The sequence below is a fragment of the Paenibacillus sp. FSL R5-0887 genome (assembly GCF_038002305.1).
GTDB classification, from domain to species: domain Bacteria; phylum Bacillota; class Bacilli; order Paenibacillales; family Paenibacillaceae; genus Paenibacillus_AQ; species Paenibacillus_AQ odorifer.
In genome coordinates this window covers 816,244-837,379 of sequence record NZ_JBBOCE010000002.1, presented here as the reverse complement: position 1 = coordinate 837,379, position 21,136 = coordinate 816,244, and the positions used below count along the sequence as shown (strand labels likewise).

General features: G+C 43.0%; 25 protein-coding genes and 5 tRNA genes. 27 read left to right on the top strand and 3 right to left on the bottom strand.

The window, feature by feature from the left end; genetic code table 11:
• The first annotated feature begins 31 nt into the window (after positions 1-31).
• The 13 genes from MKY14_RS21735 (at position 32) to MKY14_RS21675 (ending at position 7,965) form a co-directional block, all read left to right on the top strand.
• Positions 32-107: transfer RNA gene (locus tag MKY14_RS21735), tRNA-Asn, on the top strand.
• Between the two features lie 7 nt (positions 108-114).
• A tRNA-Ser gene (locus tag MKY14_RS21730) sits at positions 115-203 on the top strand.
• 174 nt (positions 204-377) lie between these two features.
• A complete protein-coding gene (locus MKY14_RS21725; protein ID WP_076220227.1) occupies positions 378-824 on the top strand; it encodes an oxidoreductase in 447 nt (148 codons plus the stop codon).
• Between the two features lie 102 nt (positions 825-926).
• Positions 927-1,532, top strand: a complete 606-nt coding sequence (locus tag MKY14_RS21720; RefSeq protein ID WP_076304486.1) for a class I SAM-dependent methyltransferase — start codon at positions 927-929, stop codon at positions 1,530-1,532.
• 344 nt (positions 1,533-1,876) lie between these two features.
• On the top strand, positions 1,877-2,095 hold the full coding sequence (locus tag MKY14_RS21715; RefSeq protein WP_445252417.1) for a macro domain-containing protein: 219 nt from the start codon (positions 1,877-1,879) through the stop codon (positions 2,093-2,095).
• A 34-nt stretch (positions 2,096-2,129) separates the two neighbouring features.
• Entirely contained in the window at positions 2,130-2,591 is a 462-nt protein-coding gene (locus tag MKY14_RS21710) for a DinB family protein (RefSeq protein WP_340977319.1), read from the top strand.
• A gap of 469 nt (positions 2,592-3,060) precedes the next feature.
• Positions 3,061-3,966: a branched-chain amino acid ABC transporter permease gene (locus tag MKY14_RS21705; protein ID WP_038569087.1), complete on the top strand. Its 906-nt coding sequence runs from the start codon at positions 3,061-3,063 to the stop codon at positions 3,964-3,966.
• A 10-nt stretch (positions 3,967-3,976) separates the two neighbouring features.
• Positions 3,977-4,945 (top strand): branched-chain amino acid ABC transporter permease, encoded by a 969-nt coding sequence (locus MKY14_RS21700; RefSeq protein WP_340977318.1) that lies wholly within the window; start codon positions 3,977-3,979, stop codon positions 4,943-4,945.
• Positions 4,914-5,696, top strand: coding sequence for an ABC transporter ATP-binding protein (locus tag MKY14_RS21695; RefSeq protein WP_340977317.1), 783 nt, complete (start codon positions 4,914-4,916; stop codon positions 5,694-5,696). Before MKY14_RS21700 ends, MKY14_RS21695 begins: the two co-directional genes overlap by 32 nt.
• A 6-nt stretch (positions 5,697-5,702) precedes the next feature.
• Positions 5,703-6,404, top strand: coding sequence for an ABC transporter ATP-binding protein (locus MKY14_RS21690; RefSeq protein ID WP_340977316.1), 702 nt, complete (start codon positions 5,703-5,705; stop codon positions 6,402-6,404).
• Between the two features lie 71 nt (positions 6,405-6,475).
• Positions 6,476-7,666 (top strand): ABC transporter substrate-binding protein, encoded by a 1,191-nt coding sequence (locus MKY14_RS21685; protein ID WP_076099058.1) that lies wholly within the window; start codon positions 6,476-6,478, stop codon positions 7,664-7,666.
• A 138-nt stretch (positions 7,667-7,804) separates the two neighbouring features.
• Positions 7,805-7,876: transfer RNA gene (locus MKY14_RS21680), tRNA-Glu, on the top strand.
• Positions 7,877-7,882: 6 nt separating this feature from the next.
• Positions 7,883-7,965, top strand: a tRNA-Leu gene (locus MKY14_RS21675).
• A gap of 87 nt (positions 7,966-8,052) precedes the next feature.
• Here MKY14_RS21675 and MKY14_RS21670 read toward each other — a convergent pair.
• A complete protein-coding gene (locus MKY14_RS21670) occupies positions 8,053-8,676 on the bottom strand; it encodes a hypothetical protein (protein ID WP_076128220.1) in 624 nt (207 codons plus the stop codon).
• Positions 8,677-8,902: 226 nt separating this feature from the next.
• Between MKY14_RS21670 and MKY14_RS21665 the strand changes: the two genes are divergently transcribed.
• Together MKY14_RS21665 and MKY14_RS21660 are read left to right on the top strand one after the other, a co-directional pair.
• A complete protein-coding gene (locus MKY14_RS21665; protein ID WP_036681672.1) occupies positions 8,903-9,268 on the top strand; it encodes a helix-turn-helix domain-containing protein in 366 nt (121 codons plus the stop codon).
• Between the two features lie 88 nt (positions 9,269-9,356).
• A tRNA-Leu gene (locus MKY14_RS21660) sits at positions 9,357-9,439 on the top strand.
• Positions 9,440-9,506: 67 nt separating this feature from the next.
• Here the strand turns inward: MKY14_RS21660 and MKY14_RS21655 are convergent.
• Together MKY14_RS21655 and MKY14_RS21650 are read right to left on the bottom strand one after the other, a co-directional pair.
• Complete coding sequence (locus MKY14_RS21655; RefSeq protein ID WP_076099056.1) at positions 9,507-10,016, bottom strand: GyrI-like domain-containing protein; 510 nt, start codon at positions 10,014-10,016, stop codon at positions 9,507-9,509.
• 169 nt (positions 10,017-10,185) lie between these two features.
• Positions 10,186-10,665 carry a glutathione peroxidase gene (locus MKY14_RS21650; protein ID WP_038569095.1) on the bottom strand — a complete coding sequence of 160 codons (480 nt, stop codon included), beginning with the start codon at positions 10,663-10,665 and terminating at the stop codon, positions 10,186-10,188.
• A 180-nt stretch (positions 10,666-10,845) separates the two neighbouring features.
• Here MKY14_RS21650 and MKY14_RS21645 point away from each other — a divergent pair, with 180 nt between their 5' ends.
• From MKY14_RS21645 to MKY14_RS21590, 12 genes are all read left to right on the top strand, one after another.
• Positions 10,846-11,268 (top strand): organic hydroperoxide resistance protein, encoded by a 423-nt coding sequence (locus tag MKY14_RS21645; protein WP_036681676.1) that lies wholly within the window; start codon positions 10,846-10,848, stop codon positions 11,266-11,268.
• Positions 11,269-11,458: 190 nt separating this feature from the next.
• Positions 11,459-11,737, top strand: a complete 279-nt coding sequence (locus MKY14_RS21640; RefSeq protein WP_036681678.1) for a hypothetical protein — start codon at positions 11,459-11,461, stop codon at positions 11,735-11,737.
• A 94-nt stretch (positions 11,738-11,831) separates the two neighbouring features.
• Positions 11,832-12,251: a thiol-disulfide oxidoreductase DCC family protein gene (locus MKY14_RS21635; protein ID WP_076099055.1), complete on the top strand. Its 420-nt coding sequence runs from the start codon at positions 11,832-11,834 to the stop codon at positions 12,249-12,251.
• Positions 12,252-12,330: 79 nt separating this feature from the next.
• Entirely contained in the window at positions 12,331-13,236 is a 906-nt protein-coding gene (locus MKY14_RS21630; protein ID WP_076099054.1) for a copper amine oxidase N-terminal domain-containing protein, read from the top strand.
• Between the two features lie 35 nt (positions 13,237-13,271).
• Entirely contained in the window at positions 13,272-13,706 is a 435-nt protein-coding gene (locus tag MKY14_RS21625) for a DUF6526 family protein (RefSeq protein ID WP_076099053.1), read from the top strand.
• Positions 13,707-13,891: 185 nt separating this feature from the next.
• On the top strand, positions 13,892-15,055 hold the full coding sequence (locus MKY14_RS21620) for a hypothetical protein (RefSeq protein ID WP_076185824.1): 1,164 nt from the start codon (positions 13,892-13,894) through the stop codon (positions 15,053-15,055).
• A complete protein-coding gene (locus MKY14_RS21615; protein WP_076099051.1) occupies positions 15,048-16,280 on the top strand; it encodes a CpaF family protein in 1,233 nt (410 codons plus the stop codon). Before MKY14_RS21620 ends, MKY14_RS21615 begins: the two co-directional genes overlap by 8 nt.
• A gap of 29 nt (positions 16,281-16,309) precedes the next feature.
• Positions 16,310-17,113: a type II secretion system F family protein gene (locus MKY14_RS21610; RefSeq protein WP_076099050.1), complete on the top strand. Its 804-nt coding sequence runs from the start codon at positions 16,310-16,312 to the stop codon at positions 17,111-17,113.
• Between the two features lie 10 nt (positions 17,114-17,123).
• On the top strand, positions 17,124-17,999 hold the full coding sequence (locus tag MKY14_RS21605) for a type II secretion system F family protein (protein ID WP_076099049.1): 876 nt from the start codon (positions 17,124-17,126) through the stop codon (positions 17,997-17,999).
• A gap of 13 nt (positions 18,000-18,012) precedes the next feature.
• Entirely contained in the window at positions 18,013-18,201 is a 189-nt protein-coding gene (locus MKY14_RS21600) for a Flp1 family type IVb pilin (protein WP_036681690.1), read from the top strand.
• Positions 18,198-18,869: a TadE family protein gene (locus MKY14_RS21595; RefSeq protein ID WP_340977315.1), complete on the top strand. Its 672-nt coding sequence runs from the start codon at positions 18,198-18,200 to the stop codon at positions 18,867-18,869. The genes MKY14_RS21600 and MKY14_RS21595 overlap by 4 nt, the downstream gene beginning before the upstream one ends.
• A gap of 27 nt (positions 18,870-18,896) precedes the next feature.
• Positions 18,897-21,125 carry a hypothetical protein gene (locus MKY14_RS21590; RefSeq protein ID WP_340950398.1) on the top strand — a complete coding sequence of 743 codons (2,229 nt, stop codon included), beginning with the start codon at positions 18,897-18,899 and terminating at the stop codon, positions 21,123-21,125.
• Positions 21,126-21,136 lie beyond the last annotated feature (11 nt).

Below are 21,136 nucleotides of genomic sequence, written 5' to 3'. Positions count from 1 at the left end.
TGATAAATTAATTCATGTTCACTTGTAATGTTCCCTGATAGCTCAGTTGGTAGAGCACTCGACTGTTAATCGAGTTGTCACAGGTTCGAGTCCTGTTCGGGGAGCCATTTTCATGGAGAGATACCCAAGTGGCTATAAGGGGACCCTCTGCTAAGGGGTTAGACTGCGTAAGCGGTGCGTGGGTTCGAATCCCACTCTCTCCGTTCTGAATTACATAAGAAGAGCTTCCATTCTGGGAGCTTTTTTTTTGTTGTGTAAATTTATTTTTCGGTTGCTATATGCGATTCTGAGAACGGTGAATTCAATATTTTGGAAGGGGAATGGAGTGGAGGGATCGAATGTTTATTTGATAAGTGTGAAGAGTTTAAAGGAGGAGCATGAAAACTATAAATCAAATACAAACAAAACCGTCAAGCCGATATGATAGTTTTGATCCGGATCAAGAGGGAAATAAAAATACTATTTTTGCCGACATAATAATTGATGATAGGTCTCTTTACCAAATGTTAAAAAAATATGATAGGGTTCCTTCCCTCGGGTGGGGTAGTGAAGAGCATCAAAGGAAAATGATTAATTATTTTTTGTTAAACGAAATGCATGAATATTTGTACTACAGGTACCCAATATTAGTCTGTCCCTGGTGTGGCGATGAAGAATGTGGCTTTATATCCGTATTTATTGAGAGAGAAGAGGATCTTATTATATGGAGAGATTTCAAATTAGAATCCGGTAATAAGACTATTGATATAGGCCCTTTTTGCTTTAAATGGGATGAATACGAAAAAGTTATTAAAGAGACATTTGGAACTGCGGGGATTCAATAAAGTAAACCTGAAAACCCATGGAAGAGATGTGCTCAAATAATTTATATGAGAAAGATCTATGAGTGAATCCAATAACTACATGATCAAAGGAGTGGAATCAACATGGAACTGTTTAAGCAGATCCCCTTGTACAGATTTTTGGCATTATGCAATGAAAGTGGTATGGAAAAAAACATATTAGACTGCGGGGCGGGAGGGGATTCACCTCCACTAAGTTTGTTTGCAAACTATGGATACAGTACATACGGTATTGAGATGAATGACGAACAAATTAAAAGAGCTAGTCAGTTCGCAACTGAAAGAGGACAGAATCTAAATATACAACAAGGCGACATGAGACAGTTGGCACTAAGTGATGAGTCGATGAGTTTTGTGTATTCATATAACTCTATTTTTCATATGAGAAAACAAGATGTGAAAAAAGCGATAAATGAAATGAAACGCGTTCTAAAACCTAATGGATTATTATTTGTAAATTTTTTAACCCTAAAGGATTTTAGAGTCGGCGATGGAGTTGATTTGGGGGATAATCAGTTTGAACAAATAGAAGACGATGAATTCGTAATACACTCTTATTATGATTATCATGAGGCGGATTCTATGTTTGATGATTTGCAGTTAATATACAAAGAAGATCGAGTACTGGAAAGAAAGTTTGAAGGCGAATGGATACGACAAGGATTTATCGATTACATATATAAAAAATAGCTGATGCTGAAGAATATATTAGTAGCTCCGAAAAAACTAGATAGCTGCGAACAATACGTTCACGCTGTGGACCACGAGGTGTTGGTTCGATAGAAGGTAAAGGTTTGAAGAAGAGTTAGCCAGGTGGACAACCCCACGAGTCTAGTGCAAACGACTGTTTCCTAGGGTGATTTAAGCCGCTTGAATGTCAATCAGCGCTTGATGCTTGTTCGCAACCATTATACTTCGGGGGGGATTTCAGATGGATGTAATTATAAATAACTCAATGATTCAGTTGATTCAAGGAGATATAACTAAATTAGATGTTGATGCTATCGTCAATGCAGCAAACACAAGCTTGATGGGTGGAGGCGGATGAATCTAATGAAGTAACAAGTATTGCGATACCTAATATAAGTACAGGAATATATAATTTTCCGAAAGATCTTGCTTGTAGCATAGCTATAGATGAAGTTTCAAAATATATTATAAATAATAAGTCGGAAATAAATAAGGTTATTTTTATATGTTTCGATGAAGCGAACTATGAACTATATAAGAATGAATTAAAGAGATTTTGTTAGAATTTTGATGTTTACCAAAAAAGGAGATGTGCCAATGAATAACAGATCAGATTTGCTAAATCAGTTTAAGGAATGGAATGGATTTGTTCTAGAAATTATTGATTTAGATTGGAAAACACCCATCGCTGAAGGAAAATGGACCGTTCATGATGTTGTTAGTCATATTTTGTTATGGGATAAATACTTCTATGAATCGACGATCGAACCGATAGCATACGATAAAGCGATAACACTTCAACTTATTGATTTCGATCAATTTAATAATGATGCTGTTACATATGGTAAAACAAAAACCAAAGACGAATTAATAGAATTGACTGTGAAGTATCGTAACTTAATATTAGATTGTATAAGTAGTCTTGAGGAGGGAAAATACTCAGGCAAATATGTGGACGGAAGGTTTTCCTTTGAGTCCTATTTAAAGGATTTTATATCGCATGACCTACATCATATGATGCAGATTAAAGAATTAAACAAGAAAATGATGAGTAATTGACTCGTGACGGAAGTGCAAAGAATGGAGCTGACCACCCTAATTAGCTTTCTCTCACTCGATTATTGTGTGGGACAGAGTTTTTTTTCGCAAAAATAGAGATACAACTTGACCAGGAACTCATAATAAACTCGAAAAACACATATCCAAAGAGACAAATGTTATATTATTTATCATTAAATGCAATCTGTAGGTAAAATCAAAGACTCCCCCTCTGAAAATCAAACTTTAAAAATCTCCATAATTCTCCTGTTTTCTTCTCTTTACCCACTTTCTATCTATATACGTCCCAAAGGATTAACTCAAAATGTTATGTAATATAACATTAAATATTGAATATTATAGTAAAAACCACAAATTTTACTGACGCATGTATAGTACTGTGTTAATATAAGTGACATAAAACGATGAAAATGAATGTAAGCTAAAGAAAGGTGTTTTTAAAAATAAATATGGGGATTGGGGGACGGCGATGGAGTATTTCATTCAACAGTTAATTAACGGGATTTCTGTAGGGAGCATCTATGCTCTGATCGCACTAGGGTACACCATGGTTTACGGGATTATTAAATTGATCAATTTCGCCCATGGGGATGTGTTTATGGTTGGGTCGTTTATTGGATTGTTCAGTGCCAGGTACTTGGCTTCAGCAGGGCTTCCTCCGATACTGGTCTTACTTATCTCATTGGTGATTTCTATGACGATCAGTGCGTTGCTGGGGATGTCAATCGAACGGCTAGCATACAAACCTCTACGAAAAGCTTCGCGAATCGCTGTGTTGATTACTGCAATTGGCGTTTCTTTTTTGCTGGAATACAGCGGTGTGTTTGTGCTTGGTCCTCAGGCTAAAGGATTTCCGGAGATTCTTAATAAGCAGCAATACAACTTGTTTGGTTCCTCGATTCAGGTGGACTCCAATCAAATCATGATCTTGGGGACGACGGTTATTTTGATGATCATCCTTCAGTATATTGTGCACCGAACAAAGATTGGTAAAGCGATGCGGGCCGTTTCTTTTGATATGGAAGCAGCACGGTTGATGGGGATTAATGTAGATCGGACCATTTCAGCCACCTTCGCTATAGGATCTGCACTTGCGGCAGCAGCAGGCGTTATTTTCGGAATGACTTATAATTCAGTGGATCCGATGATGGGGGTGCTTCCGGGGCTTAAAGCTTTTGTGGCTGCGGTTCTAGGTGGCATTGGCAGTATTCCTGGTGCTCTGGTAGGGGGACTTCTGCTGGGCACAGTCGAGACAGAGGTTTCATCTCTGGGATACTCTTCTTGGCGTGATGGTGTGGCATTTGCTGTACTCATCCTAATCCTTATCTTTAAACCATCCGGGCTATTTGGTAAAAATGTCCGCGAGAAAGTGTAGGGAGATGCCTATGAAGAAGATAAACAAGTCATTTTGGATAGGCATTGTATTTTCTGTCATGCTATATATCGTCATTCAAATTCTTCTAACAACGGGAATATTTGATGATGTCATGGAGTCTACGCTAATTCTAATTTGTATAAATGTCATGCTGGCGGTGTCTTTGAATCTGATTAATGGGATAACGGGGCAATTCTCAATCGGGCATGCTGGATTTATGTCTATTGGTGCTTACGTTTCTTCCATTTTAACTTTGAACTTTGAGATGCCATTCGTGCTGGCGCTAGTGATCTCTGGACTGGTTGCTGCATTTTTCGGTGTACTTATCGGGATTCCGACCTTGCGGCTGAATGGAGACTATCTGGCGATTGCTACGCTGGGATTTGGTGAGATTATCCGGATTGTCCTGCTCAATACAGAATATGTGGGCGGAGCTTCAGGCCTAAGCGGCATTCCTAATCAAACGACTTGGGCGATTATGTTTCTGTTCACATTGGTCACGATTGTTGTGATCAATAACTTTATACGTTCCACTCACGGCCGGGCTTGTATAGCGATTCGGGAGAATGAAATTGCTGCTGAAGCGATGGGGATTAATACAACCTTGTACAAAGTCATTGCTTTTTCCCTTGGAGCATTATTTGCGGGAATAGCGGGTGGTCTCTCTGCTCATAAGTTCTACGTCATCAATCCTGGCAGCTTTAATTTTCTGAAATCATTCGAAATTCTAGTCATGGTAGTGTTAGGTGGGCTAGGAAGTACAAGCGGGGCCATCGTGGGTGCGATTGTACTGACGGTGCTCTTCACGGTGCTTCAGGAATATCCGGAGCTGCGGATGATTATTTACTCGGCGATTCTAATTCTGATGATGATTTTTCGGCCTAAAGGGCTGCTTGGCAGCACGGGTTTTTCTTTCTTGAAATGGTCTAAAAAGGAGGTCAAGCCAAGTGACAGCATCAACAGTGGAAGTGCTTCTTGATGTTCAACAAGCAAGTCGTGCATTTGGCGGGCTTAAGGCGCTTAACGAGGTATCTCTCCATATTAATAAAGGCGAGTTGATTGGGCTCATCGGACCTAATGGCGCGGGAAAAACAACCCTTTTTAACTTGCTGACAGGTGTATACCCGCCTTCCAGTGGCGATATTATCCTCAGCGATCAGGCAGTAGGCGGGATGAAGCCTTATCGGATTAACCGAAAAGGGGCAGCGCGGACATTTCAGAATATCCGTCTATTTACTTCTATGACGGTGCTGGATAACGTTAAGATCGCATTTCACCAGCATGCCAGACATTCGATGTTCACTTCCATGCTTCGTCTGCCTAAGCATTTTGTAGAAGAAAACGAAATTACGCAAAAGGCTATGGATATTCTCAAAATATTTAATCTTGCCGATCAATGTGATGAATGTGCCGGGAATCTTAGCTATGGAAATCAAAGGCGTTTGGAAATTGCGCGCGCGCTTGCAGCAGGACCTAAGCTTTTGCTATTGGATGAACCAGCCGCAGGGATGAACCCGAATGAAACTCGGGATCTAATGAATCTTATTGCCTGGATCCGTGAAGAGTTTGAGCTGACGATCCTGCTTATCGAGCACGATATGTCCCTGGTTATGGGGGTGTGTGACCGGATTTATGTGCTGGATCGCGGAATGTTGATTGCTGAAGGTACGCCCGTTGAAATACGGAATCATCCCAAAGTCATAGAAGCCTATTTGGGACAGGAGGCGTAGTGGACCATGCTTAGCGTACAGGGGATCAATGTATATTATGGGGCTATTCATGCCTTGAAGGATTTAAGTATGAATGTAAAAAAAGGCGAGATTGTAACTCTAATCGGCGCAAATGGAGCAGGCAAGTCCACGTTGCTTAAGACGCTTTCGGGACTGCTGAAACCCAAAACAGGCAGTATAGATTTCATGGATAAATCTATTACGAATCAGAGTGTTCAGTCTATTGTAAAAAAGGGGCTTATTCATTGTCCGGAGGGCAGGCGTGTATTTGCTAATATGTCTGTGGAAGAAAATCTGGAGCTAGGAGCTTTTTTACAAGATTCGGGCAGCTTAGCTGCTGATTTTGCCAAGGTCTACTCCACCTTCCCGCGTCTTTTAGAAAGAAAAAAACAGCTTGCTGGCACATTATCCGGCGGGGAGCAGCAGATGCTTGCTATGGGGCGCGCGATGATGGGGCATCCCAAGCTTTTATTATTAGATGAACCCTCGATGGGGCTTGCTCCATTACTCGTTCAGGATATTTTTCGGATCATCCAGGAAGTAAATGCCTCTGGAACAACAGTGCTTCTTGTAGAACAAAATGCCCATCAGGCGCTTAAAATTGCTCATCGGGCTTACGTTCTTGAGACGGGCAGAGTGGTGCTTGAGGGAGATGCCAAGGAATTGGCAGATTCGGAAGAGATCAGAATGGCTTATCTGGGACATTAATTCATCGGCTAGTTCACAACAGCATCACAGAAAGAACCTATAAAATATTTATTTTGGGAGGCTGGAAGAGGATGAAGAAAATCGGGGCCATATTGCTGACTGCATTGCTGGCTGGTGGATTGCTGGCAGGCTGTGGGAACAAGACAGACAACACTACTGCTGAAGGTGGGAATGCTGGTGGAGGGACCATCAAGATTGGAGCAGACCTTGAGCTTACAGGCGGCCAGGCTTCCTTCGGTGATTCTGCACTCAAAGGGGCAAAGCTGGCGGTAAAAGAAATTAATGACGCAGGTGGAATACTCGGCAAAAAACTTGAGCTGATTGAAGCGGATAATGCTTCCAAGTCGGAAGAGGCGACACGCGCAGCGCAAAAGCTGATTACTACCAATAAAGTTGTAGCTATTATAGGTGCAACTACATCTACGAATACACTCGGGATTGTTCCCGTTGCTCAAGAAAAAGGCATCCCGCTGGTTAGCTCCTCAGCCACCAATCCCAAAGTAACAGTTGATGAACGTACTGGAGATTTGAACGAATGGGTATTCCGGGCCTCTTTTATTGATCCTTTCCAAGGTGAAGTAATGGCTAACTTTGCTAAGGATACACTTAAAGCGAAGACGGCTGTTATTTATACGGATGCTTCAAGCGATTATTCCAAAGGGCTGCAGACCTTCTTTAAAGCAACGTTTACTAAGAACGGAGGCTCAATCTTAAGCGAAGAATCCTATCAACAAAAAGATTCTGATTTTAAAGCCGTATTAACACGTATTAAAGAAGCTAATCCCGATGTTATTTATCTTCCAGGCTATTATGAGGAGGTCGGAAAAATCGTAAAGCAAGCTCGCGAAATGGGGATCACCGTTCCGTTTATGGGCGGGGATGGCTGGGATTCACCTCAGCTGGCTGAGATTGCCGGAGCGGATGCCCTAAACAATACGTTTATGTCCAATCACTATTCACCTGAAGATAGCTCGCCAGAAGTAAAATCGTTCGTAGATGCCTTCAAGGCTGCTAACGGTGATCTTGTTCCAGATGGGATGGCTGCGCTTGGATATGATGCTGTGAAACTAGTGGCAGACGCGATTACACGTGCGGATTCCACAGAACCTGAGAAGCTGAAGGATGCACTGGCGGGGACAAAGGATTTACAACTGGCCACGGGTAAAATCACAATGAATGAAACGCATGACCCGGTAAAAGCAGCTGTGGTGCTAAAGTTTGTAGATGGGGTACAAACCTTTGAGGCAAAAGTAAATCCATAAGCGTTGTGATTAGAGGCGCGTACCTTTATTGGTGCGCGTTTCTTTTAGTTTAAACTTTTTTTTAAAAAAGGCTTGTCAAAATTCTTATGGTTTGATATACTCATTTTTGTTGTGACGAGAAAATAACTTGTAAAGCATGGCCCGTTGGTCAAGGGGTTAAGACACCTCCCTTTCACGGAGGTAACATGGGTTCGAATCCCATACGGGTCATATTATGCGGTAGTGGTGGAATGGCAGACACGCTATCTTGAGGGGGTAGTGGGTGTATACCCGTGGAGGTTCGAGTCCTCTCTACCGCATACAAATAAAAAGTAAGAAACCCTTTGTTCGCAGAGGATTTCTTACTTTTTTTTATAAGATTAGAAGTGAAATTCAGTGACGTCAGGTCATCTCTTAAAAGCCCCAGCATACTGGGGATAGAGCTGTCTTATGCAGTCTGGGCAGATATCATGAGTGAATTGCAAAGAAAGCTGATGCTTTAAGAAATGTTCAATGGTGATCCATTCATCCTTAGGATTACGAATACATTTACAGGAAGCACAGATTGGGATTAGCTCAAAAGATGATGGTAAGGTTGAACGGAGGTTTATGATCTCCGGATGAAGAGGTTCTTCTTTATAGGGGCCCACATCATATAGTGAAATTATAAAAGTGGCTTCTGGGTGCGGATCTGAGAGAAATGGGTAGATCTCCAAACGGAAGATTCGTTTCCCTTTATTAGCGGTTTGTATGGAGAATTCGGAAGTATAAACCTGATGCTCTCTGCGGAGTATATATTTCACTGATTCATAAAGCTTGGCCCATTGATCGGGATCGACAATCACATCTTGCATGAGCTCTGAGTAATACGCGCCAATCCATTTCTTATTAGTAGAAAGACCATATTCATGACTAAAGGCCTTCCACCTGCTGTTGGTGAACTGGATAATCCCATGACTGTTGATTACCACCGCATTGTGCGGTAAAGCTTCAAGTGAATGGATAATGGAAGATGATAAGCATTTTGACAAAAGTCACCGCTCCCTCCTAGAGATCATTCAGGATGATAAGTTAACAAAGGGGGCCAGACGTTATTCTACAGATACTTGTCACCTGAGTCGCCTCTTATCGTCACTCCAGCCATATGATATAATCGGATAATACATAACAATACTAATTATATACTTTTTTACGTTATTTTGCAATAGGTAATTACGTAAATAAGTAATTTATTTTTAGATGGAGGGCGATTCACCGATGCAGACCATATACGAACGTATAGAATACCTGATTAAGCAGAAAGGTTTGACCAAAAAATCATTCTGTGAGCAGTTAAATATCAGCACAGGTAATATGGGAGATTGGAAGCGGGGAAAGACTACTCCAGGAACACATAAGCTGATTGAGATCGGTGATTTTTTTCATGTTAGTCTGGACTGGCTCATTCTCGGCAAAGATACACCGGATACTGTACGAGAGAGCGGCGTAGACTATGATTTGAGTGATGTTCAGCTATCGGAAAGCCGAGTAGATGAATTACTTCCAGCAGAAAAGAATTTTATCAAGGAATATATAGCTTTTGCTGAATATCGTAAACAGAAAATGGTCGACGAAGAATCTTAAAATCTGCATCTTTACTTTTGAGAAAAGTACATTTATAATAATGAATGTTGACCTCAAACAAATTTATGTTCTATGTTTTACACACCGCGCGGTAGTGGTGGAATGGCAGACACGCTATCTTGAGGGGGTAGTGGGTGTATACCCGTGGAGGTTCGAGTCCTCTCTACCGCATACAGAATGAAGAAAGAGGCCTTGCGATGCAAGGCTTCTTTTTTTGTTCAATCCTCAATCACACAACCTACTTCTTTACAAGCGGCACGCATAGATTGGCTTCGAATCCTTCATCATCCGGACCGGACTTTTCCGTGTATTGGATGTAAAAGACTCCATCAGGGTTGAACTTATAACCGGAATCCGGCAGCCATTCATTATATATATAATTCCAGGTATGTTGAAAAGCCAACTGAGGGAATCCGTTAGCAGTAAATATAGCATAGGTAGACGCAGGAAGTTTCTTATGAACAAGGCCTTCAGGGATACAATCTAACTGCTCGACTTCAACACAAAGGAAAAAATCAATATCCCATGCGGTATGCTCCCACAGTTTAGGCACGGATGTACGGTTCTGAAATAGACCGAGATAACAACCGCTGCTTTGAACTTTTGTGGGTATAGTATCAAATTTTGTATCAATATCCAGCTCGCCAAAAACATATTCCCAAAGATTCGCGTATGGCTCCCCGGATGAGTTTACATTTGCCCAGCCAATAACATTTAGTTCGGGTATATCAAGCAGTTGAACAGTCACCGATTGTCCCTCCCAGCAAAAATATTTCAACAATATTATAAAATATTCCAAGAGATTAAAGGGTGCTGATATATAGCGATATTATGACGTTCTTTCTAGTTAAAAAGGATACTTTACCGCATAACAACAGGGGGCTGTGTGATGTGGTGAGTATCCTTTTTCTAATGAATTATTTCAAAAGCTTGGAGATATCGGATTCGATCTGCTGTGGAGTGGTTTTAGGAGCAAACCGTTTTAGAACACGGCCATCTTGGTCAACCAGAAACTTCGTAAAGTTCCATTTCACGCTTTTTGAGCCTAAGACACCAGGGGCTTCTTTGGATAAGTATTTGAATAATGGATGTGCTTCATCGCCTTTTACGTCAATCTTCTCGAACATAGGGAAGGTTACCCCATAATTAATCTCGCAGTATTCCGCAATTTCATCACTTTCGCCAGGCTCTTGTCCAGCAAATTGATTGCTTGGAAATCCTAAAACTTCGAACCCGCGGTCCTTGAATTTCTCGTACACTTCCTGAAGACCTTTATACTGGGGAGTAAATCCACATTTGCTGGCAGTATTCACAACCAGGAGTACTTTACCCTTGTACTTTGACAATGATTCCTCTTCACCCTTAAGAGTGTTGACCTCAAAATCATAAATACTCATGGATGACACCTCCATAGCTAATTTAAGTTTTTAACAATTTAATTGTACACTATTTATGGTCTGGAGCCAAATAAGAAAGTATTATGAATCATTCCTCATCATCGTTTCAAATCATACCTGTTGTTTAAAGTATAAAGTATGAGCATGACCAATACAGCTTGATGAAGGAGAAGATGACTCATGAAAGCATTATACACAGCAACTACAACAGTCCATGGCGGTCGTGAAGGCTCCATTGAATCCTCGGATGGCGTGTTAAAGCATAATCTAAGCATGCCTAAAGAGCTTGGAGGGCCGGGAGGTTCCGGTACCAATCCAGAGCAACTATTCTCGGCTGGTTATGGAGCGTGTTACGAGAGTGCACTAGCGAATATCGCCCGTAAAGAGGGCGTGAAACTCCATGACGTGGAGGTAACTTGTAATGTGTCCATTGGGAAGGATGACAGCGATGGAGGCTTTAGACTTGCTGTGAGAATGGATGTGAAGCTGCCAGGGATTGAACACGACAAAGCAGAGGAACTGGCGAAGAAGGCTCACGAATTCTGTCCTTACTCCAAAGCAACCAGAGGTAATATAGAGGTTGAATTAAAGATTGTCGATTAAATGTATCTGTATATATTTTATGGAAATAATGGCTAAATAGAGACGTAAATCATAAAAGAGTAATAAATAGCTGCCGTGTTAGGCGTCTTTGGTTGACATCACCCTTAAAATTCTTTAATATGTCTAAGTATCTGAGAATGTGCCTGCGTGTGCAATTTACAACCAAAAATTTAAATAATGGGTGATGAAGATGTCTTACAGACCGAATATTACGAATGTGACCAAAGCCAGCAGCAACGATAAGGAAGGATTGTACGAGTTCATTATCAAGCTTGCTGATGGAACGGAGTGCCGCGCGTTTTATCATCGGTTTCCGGAATGGAAAATGACGAACATCAGCCGCCTGCTTAAAACTCCATGTCCAATTTGCCGCAAAGATTTCATCTGCAAATGCATGGAGGCATTCACTGCTGATTTCGAAGGGCAAATGATCGGGGATCAATGGATTGAGAAAGCAATCGCAGAATAATTAAAGAACGGCACTTGATGGCGCGGGAGGTTATCCCGCGTTTTTGTTTACCCAAAAAAGCAGAAATTTACGCCTTTAAGACGGAGGGGGAGCCATGAACGAGGAACTGAACCTTATGAAAGATAAGTCTATCGTGTTGATAGACGGAGTGTGTCATCTTTGCCAGGGGGTAGTTCGTTTCATTATCCCGCGTGACCCCGACGCTAAATTTCTATTCGCACCATTACAGAATGAGATTGCGGCAAAGCTAATGAAAGAGTCCGGACTTCAGCCTGGACAATTAAACACAGTGATTTTACTGGAGAACGGAGTGTATTATACAGAGTCGGCCGCTGTGCTAAGAATTGCCCGTAAATTGAGATTTCCTTGGCCTGCCGCATACGTGTTCATCTTAGTACCACGCCCATTGCGCAATGCCCTTTATCGGTATGTAGCCAAGAACCGCTATCGTTGGTTCGGACGTGATGAGCAGTGTATGCTCCCTACCCCAGAGATCAAACGGAGATTTTTGTAATCCATAATTTGGGAGAATGTTATAATGAAACTATAAATGGGTATAGTTTTTTCATATTATGACTAGGGGTGAACGAATAGTGAAACGGAAAGGGCTTCTGTTTTTTATAGTCATGTTATTATCTTTAAGTATGATCGGTACGGCCTCAGCTGCCCCCAAGCTTCGCATTATGGTGAACAATTCAAGTGTGGATGTTGGTGTGCAAATCGTGTCGGGGAAGACGTTGGTTCCGCTGAAGGCTTTTGAAAGATTCAAGAATACTTCTATTCAATGGGATGCCAATACCAAGCAAGCTACGATTGCTAGAGATTCTATGAAGATTAAGCTTACGGTTGGCTCACGGACGGCTTGGAAGAACTCGGATGCTGTACAACTGGATGTATCGGCCAAAATAGTGGATGGAAGAGTAGCGGTACCCCTGCGGTTTATTGCGGAGGCTCTTGGAGCGAGAGTAACAGTAGATGCTGCTACGAATACAGTCTGGGTTCAGGAACGGGCCAATGCTAAACTTGTGCAGAATTATAATAGTAATGACTTAGTTGTTTCCCGCATAGCTGCTCTGCAATTCCCGGTTGAAGAAAGAGAACCCTCCAAATTGACGGGTGATAATGAAGCATTGTCAATGACGTATTATTTTCCTGAAGGCAGATCTGATGGTTATTTTATATTGTATGGACATTTCGTAAAGTATTATGAGATCAAGGATAATATTGTAAAAGTAGTTTGGGAAGCTGATCTGGATATGTCCAAAGAGGCTACAAATAAAGATTTTACCGCGATATTCGGTTACCCAGTTGCGAAGGAATATGGTAAAGCACCTGTTCTAGCTCCATCCTATGCCTCTTTTTATACGAGTGTTTGGGGAAGTCAGATTATTTATGGAATGGTTAATGCGGATGGAACTACTAAAGTTTCAGGACAGTCTCTGTACTGGGGGAATAATGAACCTTTTGTCGTAGCTATTCCCGGAGAGACTAAGCTTTAAGCAATATACAAGTCATATAAATATGGAGATGAATGATGAACAAGGGGAAGCCTAAAGGTTTTATGCGTTTTGATTGGCCTTATCATTTTGTAACTATGCCGCTAGCGCTGATTATATTTGTGTGGTCGGGAATTTATGTCGTTCAGGTGTTACGTGATGATGGTGCTTTAACAGTGCCCTTGCTATTATTTGGTTTATCTCTATGCCTGTTATTTGCGATTACTCGAATTCGAATTTATGCCACAAAAAATCAGGATCGAGTAGTGAGGGTGGAGGAGCAGTTCCGGTATTTCCGATTGACAGGCGAAGCATTAAATCCAAAGCTTGAATTAGCTCAGATTATTGCACTTCGGTATGCAGGAGATGAAGAGTTTCCGGCACTATGTCAGCGGGCGGTGAAGGAAAAGCTTAGTCCTGCCGATATCCGGTCTGCCATCAAGAATTGGCGTGAAGATACGATGAGAGTCTAAAAACCACTTGATGTGCGAAAAAACTTATTGCTGCCTTCTTATATATATGCTACTATAGCTGTAAATTAAAGGGATAGTAACGGAAGCACCGTTCAATGTACCGTATCCACGGTTATTGTCGGTGCTTTTTTGCTGTCTTTTTTTTGACAATATTTATAAATTTCTTGCGAAAGGAGAGAGGTTTTATGGCGGCAAGGATTGTACTCGCAGTGCGTGAAAGCCAATATATCGAACCATTGCTACACTATCTTCATCATAGTGAGTATGGAGAAATGCTGCGAATCACGGCTTTTAGTCGGCTGGATGCTTTTATCGATTTTATGAGGGGAGAGGATATGCCGGATGCTGTTGTAGGTGACGTTACTTTTATCGAGGCTTGGCTTGTGGAGGGAAGAACTAAGGTGCCTTGGGCAGTTTTGAGTGAGGAGGGAGCTTATCTTAGCAGGAGTTCTAAAAGCCTGGCTGGAGGCATCATGATTGCGAAATATCAGGCACTGCCTTCTCTGCTGGGAGCATTTATTCAACTATGTGAAGTGAAACGAGCTAGAGGTTCCTCTGTATTAGATGAAACGCTGCTGCTCGGTATCGTCTCCTCAAGCGGGAACACGGGCAAAACCACAGTAGCTATGAATATGGCTAAGCAGCTAGGTGAATTGGGGCTTTCGGTCTTTTATTTGAATCTTGAAAGTGTGGACAGCAGTGGATTATTTTTACGGCCCCCTGCAGGAAATACGCCTGGACTAGAGCGGCTCCTTTATGAAATCAAAGCCAGCCGGGATAAGGGCGGAGCCGATACGATTGATTTGGGGCAATACGTGATTAGGTATGATCACCTTCGAAGTGCTGCTTTTAGGCCAATTATTAATGTAAAAGAAATGCTGCAGATGACTACGCAGGATACGCTAGATTTGTTGGCGCTGTTGGTTGCGGAAAGAAATTTTGACGTAGTTATAATAGATACCGGCAGTATTGAAGAAGAACGTGCCAAAGCTGTGTTACATAAATGCGGAATTCTATTGTGGGTAGTTAGAAATGACGAGGTAAGCATTCATAAGACCATGAGATGGCTATCCCATTGCAATGCTCCTAATTCTGGTATGCCCAGCCAAGTGATGGACAAAAGTAGATTTGCCGTGAATTTTGCCGCAGAGGGTTTAGAGGTGTGGGCACCTCCGGAAGGAATTACCGTTGAAGGTGTACTTCCGTATATCCCATCTTGGACGCTGCAGCACCGTGAGGAGCTTTTTCTGAACTCACCACAATTCCAAAAGGAGATCTTACAGCTGTGCAAGCAGATTATAGAACCGTCGCTTCCGCAAGTATTCACTGGTAAGGGTTTACATGAATGAGGAAATGTTTAAGGCACTTCGCAGTGACATCCGGGCAGGATTAGATGTTACTTCTGCAGTTGGAAATCGTGAACTCACCCAATATATTGAAAGGACAATTTTGGACAGCGAAAATCTGCGTTATTTAACAGCACAGGAGAAACATGAGCTCGTGAAGAGATTGTTCGATTCTTTTCGAGGATTGGATGTACTCCAGCCCTTAGTGGATAATCCGGCGATCACTGAGATTATGATTAACAGCCATACTGAGATTTTTGTAGAAGAGGAGGGGCAGATTCGTCGTCTCCATTTGGAATTTGAGTCCAGCAGCAGGTTGGAGGATATTATCCAAACGGTTGTATCCGGTGTGAACCGGGTTGTAAATGACTCTTCTCCTATCGTTGACGCTCGGCTAAAAGACGGATCGCGTGTAAATATCGTGCTTCCGCCGGTAGCTCTGAAAGGCCCGGCGATGACCATTCGGAAATTTCCTGAAACACCGATGACGATGCAGGATTTAGTCCGTCGTGAAGCTTTAAGCTTGGAAGCCGCAGAGTTGCTGCAAATTTTAGTGGCTGCTAAATACAATATTTTTATTAGTGGCGGGACAGGCTCTGGAAAGACTACTTTTCTTAATGCATTATCTCAGTATATCCCCCCACAGGAGAGGGTCATTACGATAGAGGATTCCGCTGAACTGCAGATTGTAACCGTGCCGAACCTTGTTTCACTGGAGACCAGGAATGCTAACACGGAAGGTAGAGGGGAGATTTCCATCCGAGATTTGATTCGTTCTTCTCTGCGAATGCGCCCTAACCGGATTGTTGTGGGGGAGGTACGGGGAGCGGAATGTCTCGATATGCTGCAGGCTATGAACACCGGACACGATGGAAGCTTGTCTTCCGGCCATAGTAACAGCGCACACGATATGGTCAGCCGACTGGAGACGATGGTGCTAAGTGCTGCGGAGCTTCCGGTAGCTGTTGTTCGCCAGCAAATTTCATCCGCAATTGATATCTTCGTACACTTATCACGTCTCCGTGATCGTTCCAGGCGGGTGATGGAAATCAGTGAGGTTGCGGGGTTGAAAGACGGGGAAGTGATCTTGAATCCCTTATATGAATTTCAAGAAGCTGGTGAACGAGAGGGAAGGGTGCAAGGGGGGCTGCTTCCCTGTGGTAACCCATTGTTGCATACAACGAAGCTTAGGATGGCTGGTGTAAACTCCTATCCATTGGCTCAATAGAGATTCAAAATTCCAGAAGGGGGGAGGTCATGCTTAAGTTTAAATTTGTTGCTGCAAAGCCTGTAGAAGCGGATCCTGACGGTCCTTCGTTATTACCAGATTATAAGGTATACGAATTGACCTTGCTGCAGAGGATTCTGACCCTTACTGCAGGTGGACTGCTGATGTATGGAATTGGATATCTTTTTTATCATCATTGGCTGCTGTCGTTGCTGCTTATGCCTGGCGGAGCTTATGCCCCGCATATGCTGCGTAACTATCTACTGAAAAGACGTCGAAATGCACTGAATTTACAATTTAAGCAGACGTTATTTTCGCTGTCTTCCTCCCTTTCAGCTGGGCGTTCGGTGGAGAATGCATTCCGAGAGGCGGTTCAGGATTTACGTATGCTCGACCCGGAGGGAAGCAGTGATATGATCTCCGAGTTAAACATTATCTGTGCACGCATGGAATATGGACAGCCTGTGGAAGAAGCGCTGCGGAACTTTAGTGAAAGAGCGGGAATGGAGGACATCGAGCGATTCGCGGATGTGTTCTCGGTCTGTAAGCGTACTGGTGGTGATCTTGTAGAAGTGGTGCGCCGTACATCAACGATTATCGGTGAGAAGCTGGATATTCAGCAGGATATTGCTGTAAGTATTGCTCAGAAGAAATTTGAGGCTAAGGCACTGCTTATAGCTCCGCTGATCATGGTGATGTTTATGAGTTTGACGGCTGGAGAATATATGGAGCCAATGTATACAGGAGCGGGTATAGCCATATCGACATTAGCGCTTGTTGCTTTATTCCTATGTTATCTCTGGACTACTAAAATAATGGACATTCCACTGTGAAGGGGGTGAAATCATGCGCTGGCTATGTGCGGTGGTTACTGTTATTTTGCTGATAGTCTGGGTTCTACTGCGAATTCAATGCGGCAACAGATATGTCGCGTTACGCAGTCTTCCTATGGAAGGATTACGGCTTCGGAAGTTAGGCGAACCGTTATTACTGCTTATTGAGAAGAGTGGTATCGCCAGTCGGTTTCCCTCACTGTTGTTCAGAATTCAGCGTTCTCTACAGCGCAGTTATGGGATGCGTTATAGCGCAGAGCGGACCCTGCTGTTCATGGGTGAGATGCTAAGTTACAGCTGGCTGTTGCTTGTAGGTGGAAGCTTGATTACAGCATTTAGTGGCGAACAGGCAGGTATGATATTGGGTGTGTTTTTGGCAATTGCTCTACCAACCGCTATGGTCAGTGATCTGCACAAAAAGGTGAGAGTTAGGGAGCAGAATATTATGCTCGAATTGCCAGAGCTGCTGAACAGTATTGTGTTGTTGGTTGGCGCAGGAGAGACCGTGCAACGAGCTATTATTCGCTGTGTGGAAAGCCACCGGGGGGATACGAATCATCCTCTGTATAAGGAGCTAATGACTATGACTAGTGAATGGGAGGGCGGATATTCTTTCCAGCAGGCGTTTGAAAATTTCAGCAAGAGATGCGCTGTGCAGGAGGTATCGGTATTCACAACGACAGTTTTGCTGAACTATCGCAGAGGTGGAGCGGATTTTGTGCTATCGCTACGTGATCTGTCGCGGATGTTGTGGGATAAACGAAAGGCTCTTAGCCGGACGCGCGGAGAGCAAGCATCCTCTAAATTAGTTTTTCCGATGGTAGTTATCTTTTTAATAGTAATTGTACTGGTGGGAACGCCAGCATTTTTGATGTTAAAAATGTAGGAGGCTGAAGCTGATGGTATCAACAATGTTGGACAGTATGAAGAACTTTTGGGAAGACGAGGAAGGTTTAGGAACTTTGGAGATGATTTTGATTATTGCTGTCTTGATTGCAGTTGTTCTTTTGTTTAAGGACAAAATTCAAGAGGTAGTAGAAGCCTTAATTAAAACGGCGGGTGAAAAGAGTCAGGAAGTATTCGATTGAACAAGCTTAAGGGTGATCAAGGCAGTTTTACTATTGAAGCGTCACTTCTGTTGCCGATCGTCATGTTTATTACGATGCTTCTTTTGTTTTTTTGCTTGTATAGCTATCAGAAGTCCATGCTGTTGCAAGTGGCCTCAGGAGCTACTGAGCGGGCGGCTTACAACTGGGACAACAGTCACAAGGAGGTCTCTGGTTCTTACATGGCTGGTGAGTACGACTCCCTTTATTGGAGAATTGGGGATGATGCCTTGTTAGCCTCATTATTTGGTGGAGAAGCTGGCAGTGCTGGCGTGACAATAGAGTTGCCCGGTGAAGTATCAGAGAAGAGTGAATTGCCAGTGCTTAAACTGGGCCATTCGTCTACTATGATTCCGGACAATATGCCAGGAACTATGCGTTATGCTCACAGTCTTACAGGACGGAGAGTAAAGGCCGAGCTAAATCGTCTACTGAGCTTGCCTGTGCTTGATAGCGTTCTATCGGATGAGGCTAACCCAACTGTTGAAGCCCAGTCTATCATTGTCGAGCCTGTTGAGTTTATTCGTACGGTCGACCTGATGCGTTATTTTGGAGCTAAATTTAAAGGGGGCTCTGAGGGTAGTGGATCTGCAGTTTACATGGATAAGAAGGATGCTTCTGCTATGCTGACCAAGCTTCAGGATAAGTAAAATCTCTGTTCAAGGGAGGGGGTTTTAATGAAAAGTATAATTACGGGTTGTCCTGCTAAGGGCAAAACAGAAGGCTCAGTTACAATTTTTCTAATCATGGTGCTGGCTTTCGTCTTTCTATTTACTGCTGTGCTGATTGATTATGCGCGAATCGCTGCGTTCAACGTTCAGGAGGAACGATTAGCGAGAGCCAGTATCCGCTCTGTTATGTCTTCATATCATGTTGAATTGCGTGAGAGATACGGTTTATTTGCATTCGGTGATAGTGATGGTGATATGCTGCTGTCCAAAGTGCTCAATGAAAATTTGCATAAAAGTGGGCGGGGGGATACGTTCAATCTCTTACCCTTTGCACTGGAATCCTCCTCTTTGGAATGGAGCCGGCCGCTGGGAAGTTATGATGTTTTTCGTCATCAAATACTGGAAGAGATGAAATATAAGGCTCCGGTTGATTTCGCCTTGGAGCTGGCAGGTAAATTCAAGCCGCTGTCGGGCGTAATGGCAGAGGCCTCAAGAGCTACTGAATTACTTAGTAAGCTGCAACCTTTATATGATGAACGTGAAGAGAATTTGGATCTAATGTTAGAGCGGAGAAGCCAAGCGGCGGAGAGTGGAAGAAGAGTACTGCTATGGATTATGAATCCGCCCGGAGATTCTATCTCGGCCCATTTGCTCGGAAGCATGCAAGCAGCCGCGGATATACCAGCACAGTATAGTGACTATCTTGGGAAATATTACGAAGATCTATATCGTGATAGTAAAAAGCCTGCAAAGTACACTTATCAGTTGGCACTTTATCAGAGCCGAACTTCAGAGATGTTGTCGCGGCTCCCATCCTTATTAACAACCTTTCATGAAGAACATGGACAATCAATGGAGGAAGCGAAGGATGCGTTAAACAAAGCGCAGCAATTGAATGACGAGATGAGAGATGTTTTGGCAGCTTCCCGAATAAGTGGCGTAAATCTGGCAGACGATCCTGCTAAGGACTGGGATATTCCGGGAAACTCGGGGGAAATAAGCGCTGAGCCACTTAAAAAGCTGCATGAACAGGAAGATGCCTTGATCCTCTCTTCGGCTGACATTAGTAGTATGGAGAATGGTTTATTTATGCAGCAAAGTGCGTACGAGTCCATTGAACCGACGGTAACAGGATTATCAGGAGTGTTGCATGAAGCTTTGGGAGTCAACGGCGATTCCTACCAAATGATTTCCTCTGTTCTAGGGGCTTCGCATGTAGTGGACAACTATTATAAAAAATACGGTAAGAAGGGAAGTGTTATCGCTAGTGATTTGGCTTTTCTTGAAGAGCATCGCAGCTCGGATAAAGCACGTAAGCAAGTAGAGTGGGAAGCCAAATCCAAGCTGGGCGAGGTTAGAGCACTGCTGGACAAAATTAGAATGCTAGGTAGCGGAGCGGCAGCTTCAATGGAACGTTATCAAATCCTTCATCAATTTTATGAGGACAATGTTTCATTTAACAACGGATTGGAGTCTCAATCCTCTGATAAATCTGAAGTATCCTCAGATCCCTATGCTGCTGGAAGCTCGGCGATGAAGGATATTGACGGGATTTATGCAGCAATGAGTGGCATTATGGGGGGCGCTAGAGACAGGCTTTTTCAAACAGAGTATTCCGCGCTTTATTTTCAGCATTTTGATGTTTCAAAGTTAGCTAGTCTGGCACTGAATTCTCTGGAAGACACTAGTGAGCTCACAGATCAGCTTGATCCTCGCGCTCAGGAGCTGGAATACATTTTATACGGATTTCATAATCCCGCAGGGAATGTGGCCGCAGCCTATGCCGAAATATTCGCGATGAGGTTGTCCATTCGCACAATGGAAGGATTTATAGAAAAGGCAACCTTGGGAAATCCACTGGCTGTTCTAGCGGCGGCACTGTTGTATGGAATCCAGCATGCCATTCAGGATATGTTGCAGCTTTGTGAGAAGGATGCGATTCCTTTATCCAAATATATGCCGGCGCAGCTGACTTACCGTGATCATCTGCGACTGTTCATGATAATGCATGGAGGCGGGGAAGTGCAGCTATCGCGGATGCTGGCTCTGATTCAACTGAACACAGGAATAAATCCAGAGGAAAGAAACACCTATGTATCATCGGACATTAAGCTCCAAATGCAGTTATGGTTTCTGCCAGGTGTAGTTAAAATGTTGAATTATACTGCTGCTTTTCCGGGAGAGGTACAAGGGAATAAGTATCTGAGGGCAGTAAAAACTGATTATTCTTATTAGCGGGAGGTCGG

Excerpts from the sequence above, each read along its gene's own strand:
- MKY14_RS21725 (WP_076220227.1), top strand. The coding sequence starts at position 378 with ATGAAAACTATAAATCAAATACAAACAAAACCGTCAAGCCGATATGAT.
- MKY14_RS21720 (WP_076304486.1), top strand. The coding sequence starts at position 927 with ATGGAACTGTTTAAGCAGATCCCCTTGTACAGATTTTTGGCATTATGC.
- MKY14_RS21710 (WP_340977319.1), top strand. The coding sequence starts at position 2,130 with ATGAATAACAGATCAGATTTGCTAAATCAGTTTAAGGAATGGAATGGA.
- MKY14_RS21705 (WP_038569087.1), top strand. The coding sequence starts at position 3,061 with ATGGAGTATTTCATTCAACAGTTAATTAACGGGATTTCTGTAGGGAGC.
- MKY14_RS21700 (WP_340977318.1), top strand. The coding sequence starts at position 3,977 with ATGAAGAAGATAAACAAGTCATTTTGGATAGGCATTGTATTTTCTGTC.
- MKY14_RS21690 (WP_340977316.1), top strand. The coding sequence starts at position 5,703 with ATGCTTAGCGTACAGGGGATCAATGTATATTATGGGGCTATTCATGCC.
- MKY14_RS21685 (WP_076099058.1), top strand. The coding sequence starts at position 6,476 with ATGAAGAAAATCGGGGCCATATTGCTGACTGCATTGCTGGCTGGTGGA.
- MKY14_RS21665 (WP_036681672.1), top strand. The coding sequence starts at position 8,903 with ATGCAGACCATATACGAACGTATAGAATACCTGATTAAGCAGAAAGGT.
- MKY14_RS21650 (WP_038569095.1), bottom strand. The coding sequence starts at position 10,665 with ATGAGTATTTATGATTTTGAGGTCAACACTCTTAAGGGTGAAGAGGAA.
- MKY14_RS21645 (WP_036681676.1), top strand. The coding sequence starts at position 10,846 with ATGAAAGCATTATACACAGCAACTACAACAGTCCATGGCGGTCGTGAA.
- MKY14_RS21640 (WP_036681678.1), top strand. The coding sequence starts at position 11,459 with ATGTCTTACAGACCGAATATTACGAATGTGACCAAAGCCAGCAGCAAC.
- MKY14_RS21635 (WP_076099055.1), top strand. The coding sequence starts at position 11,832 with ATGAACGAGGAACTGAACCTTATGAAAGATAAGTCTATCGTGTTGATA.
- MKY14_RS21625 (WP_076099053.1), top strand. The coding sequence starts at position 13,272 with ATGAACAAGGGGAAGCCTAAAGGTTTTATGCGTTTTGATTGGCCTTAT.
- MKY14_RS21620 (WP_076185824.1), top strand. The coding sequence starts at position 13,892 with ATGGCGGCAAGGATTGTACTCGCAGTGCGTGAAAGCCAATATATCGAA.
- MKY14_RS21615 (WP_076099051.1), top strand. The coding sequence starts at position 15,048 with ATGAATGAGGAAATGTTTAAGGCACTTCGCAGTGACATCCGGGCAGGA.
- MKY14_RS21610 (WP_076099050.1), top strand. The coding sequence starts at position 16,310 with ATGCTTAAGTTTAAATTTGTTGCTGCAAAGCCTGTAGAAGCGGATCCT.
- MKY14_RS21600 (WP_036681690.1), top strand. The coding sequence starts at position 18,013 with ATGGTATCAACAATGTTGGACAGTATGAAGAACTTTTGGGAAGACGAG.
- MKY14_RS21590 (WP_340950398.1), top strand. The coding sequence starts at position 18,897 with ATGAAAAGTATAATTACGGGTTGTCCTGCTAAGGGCAAAACAGAAGGC.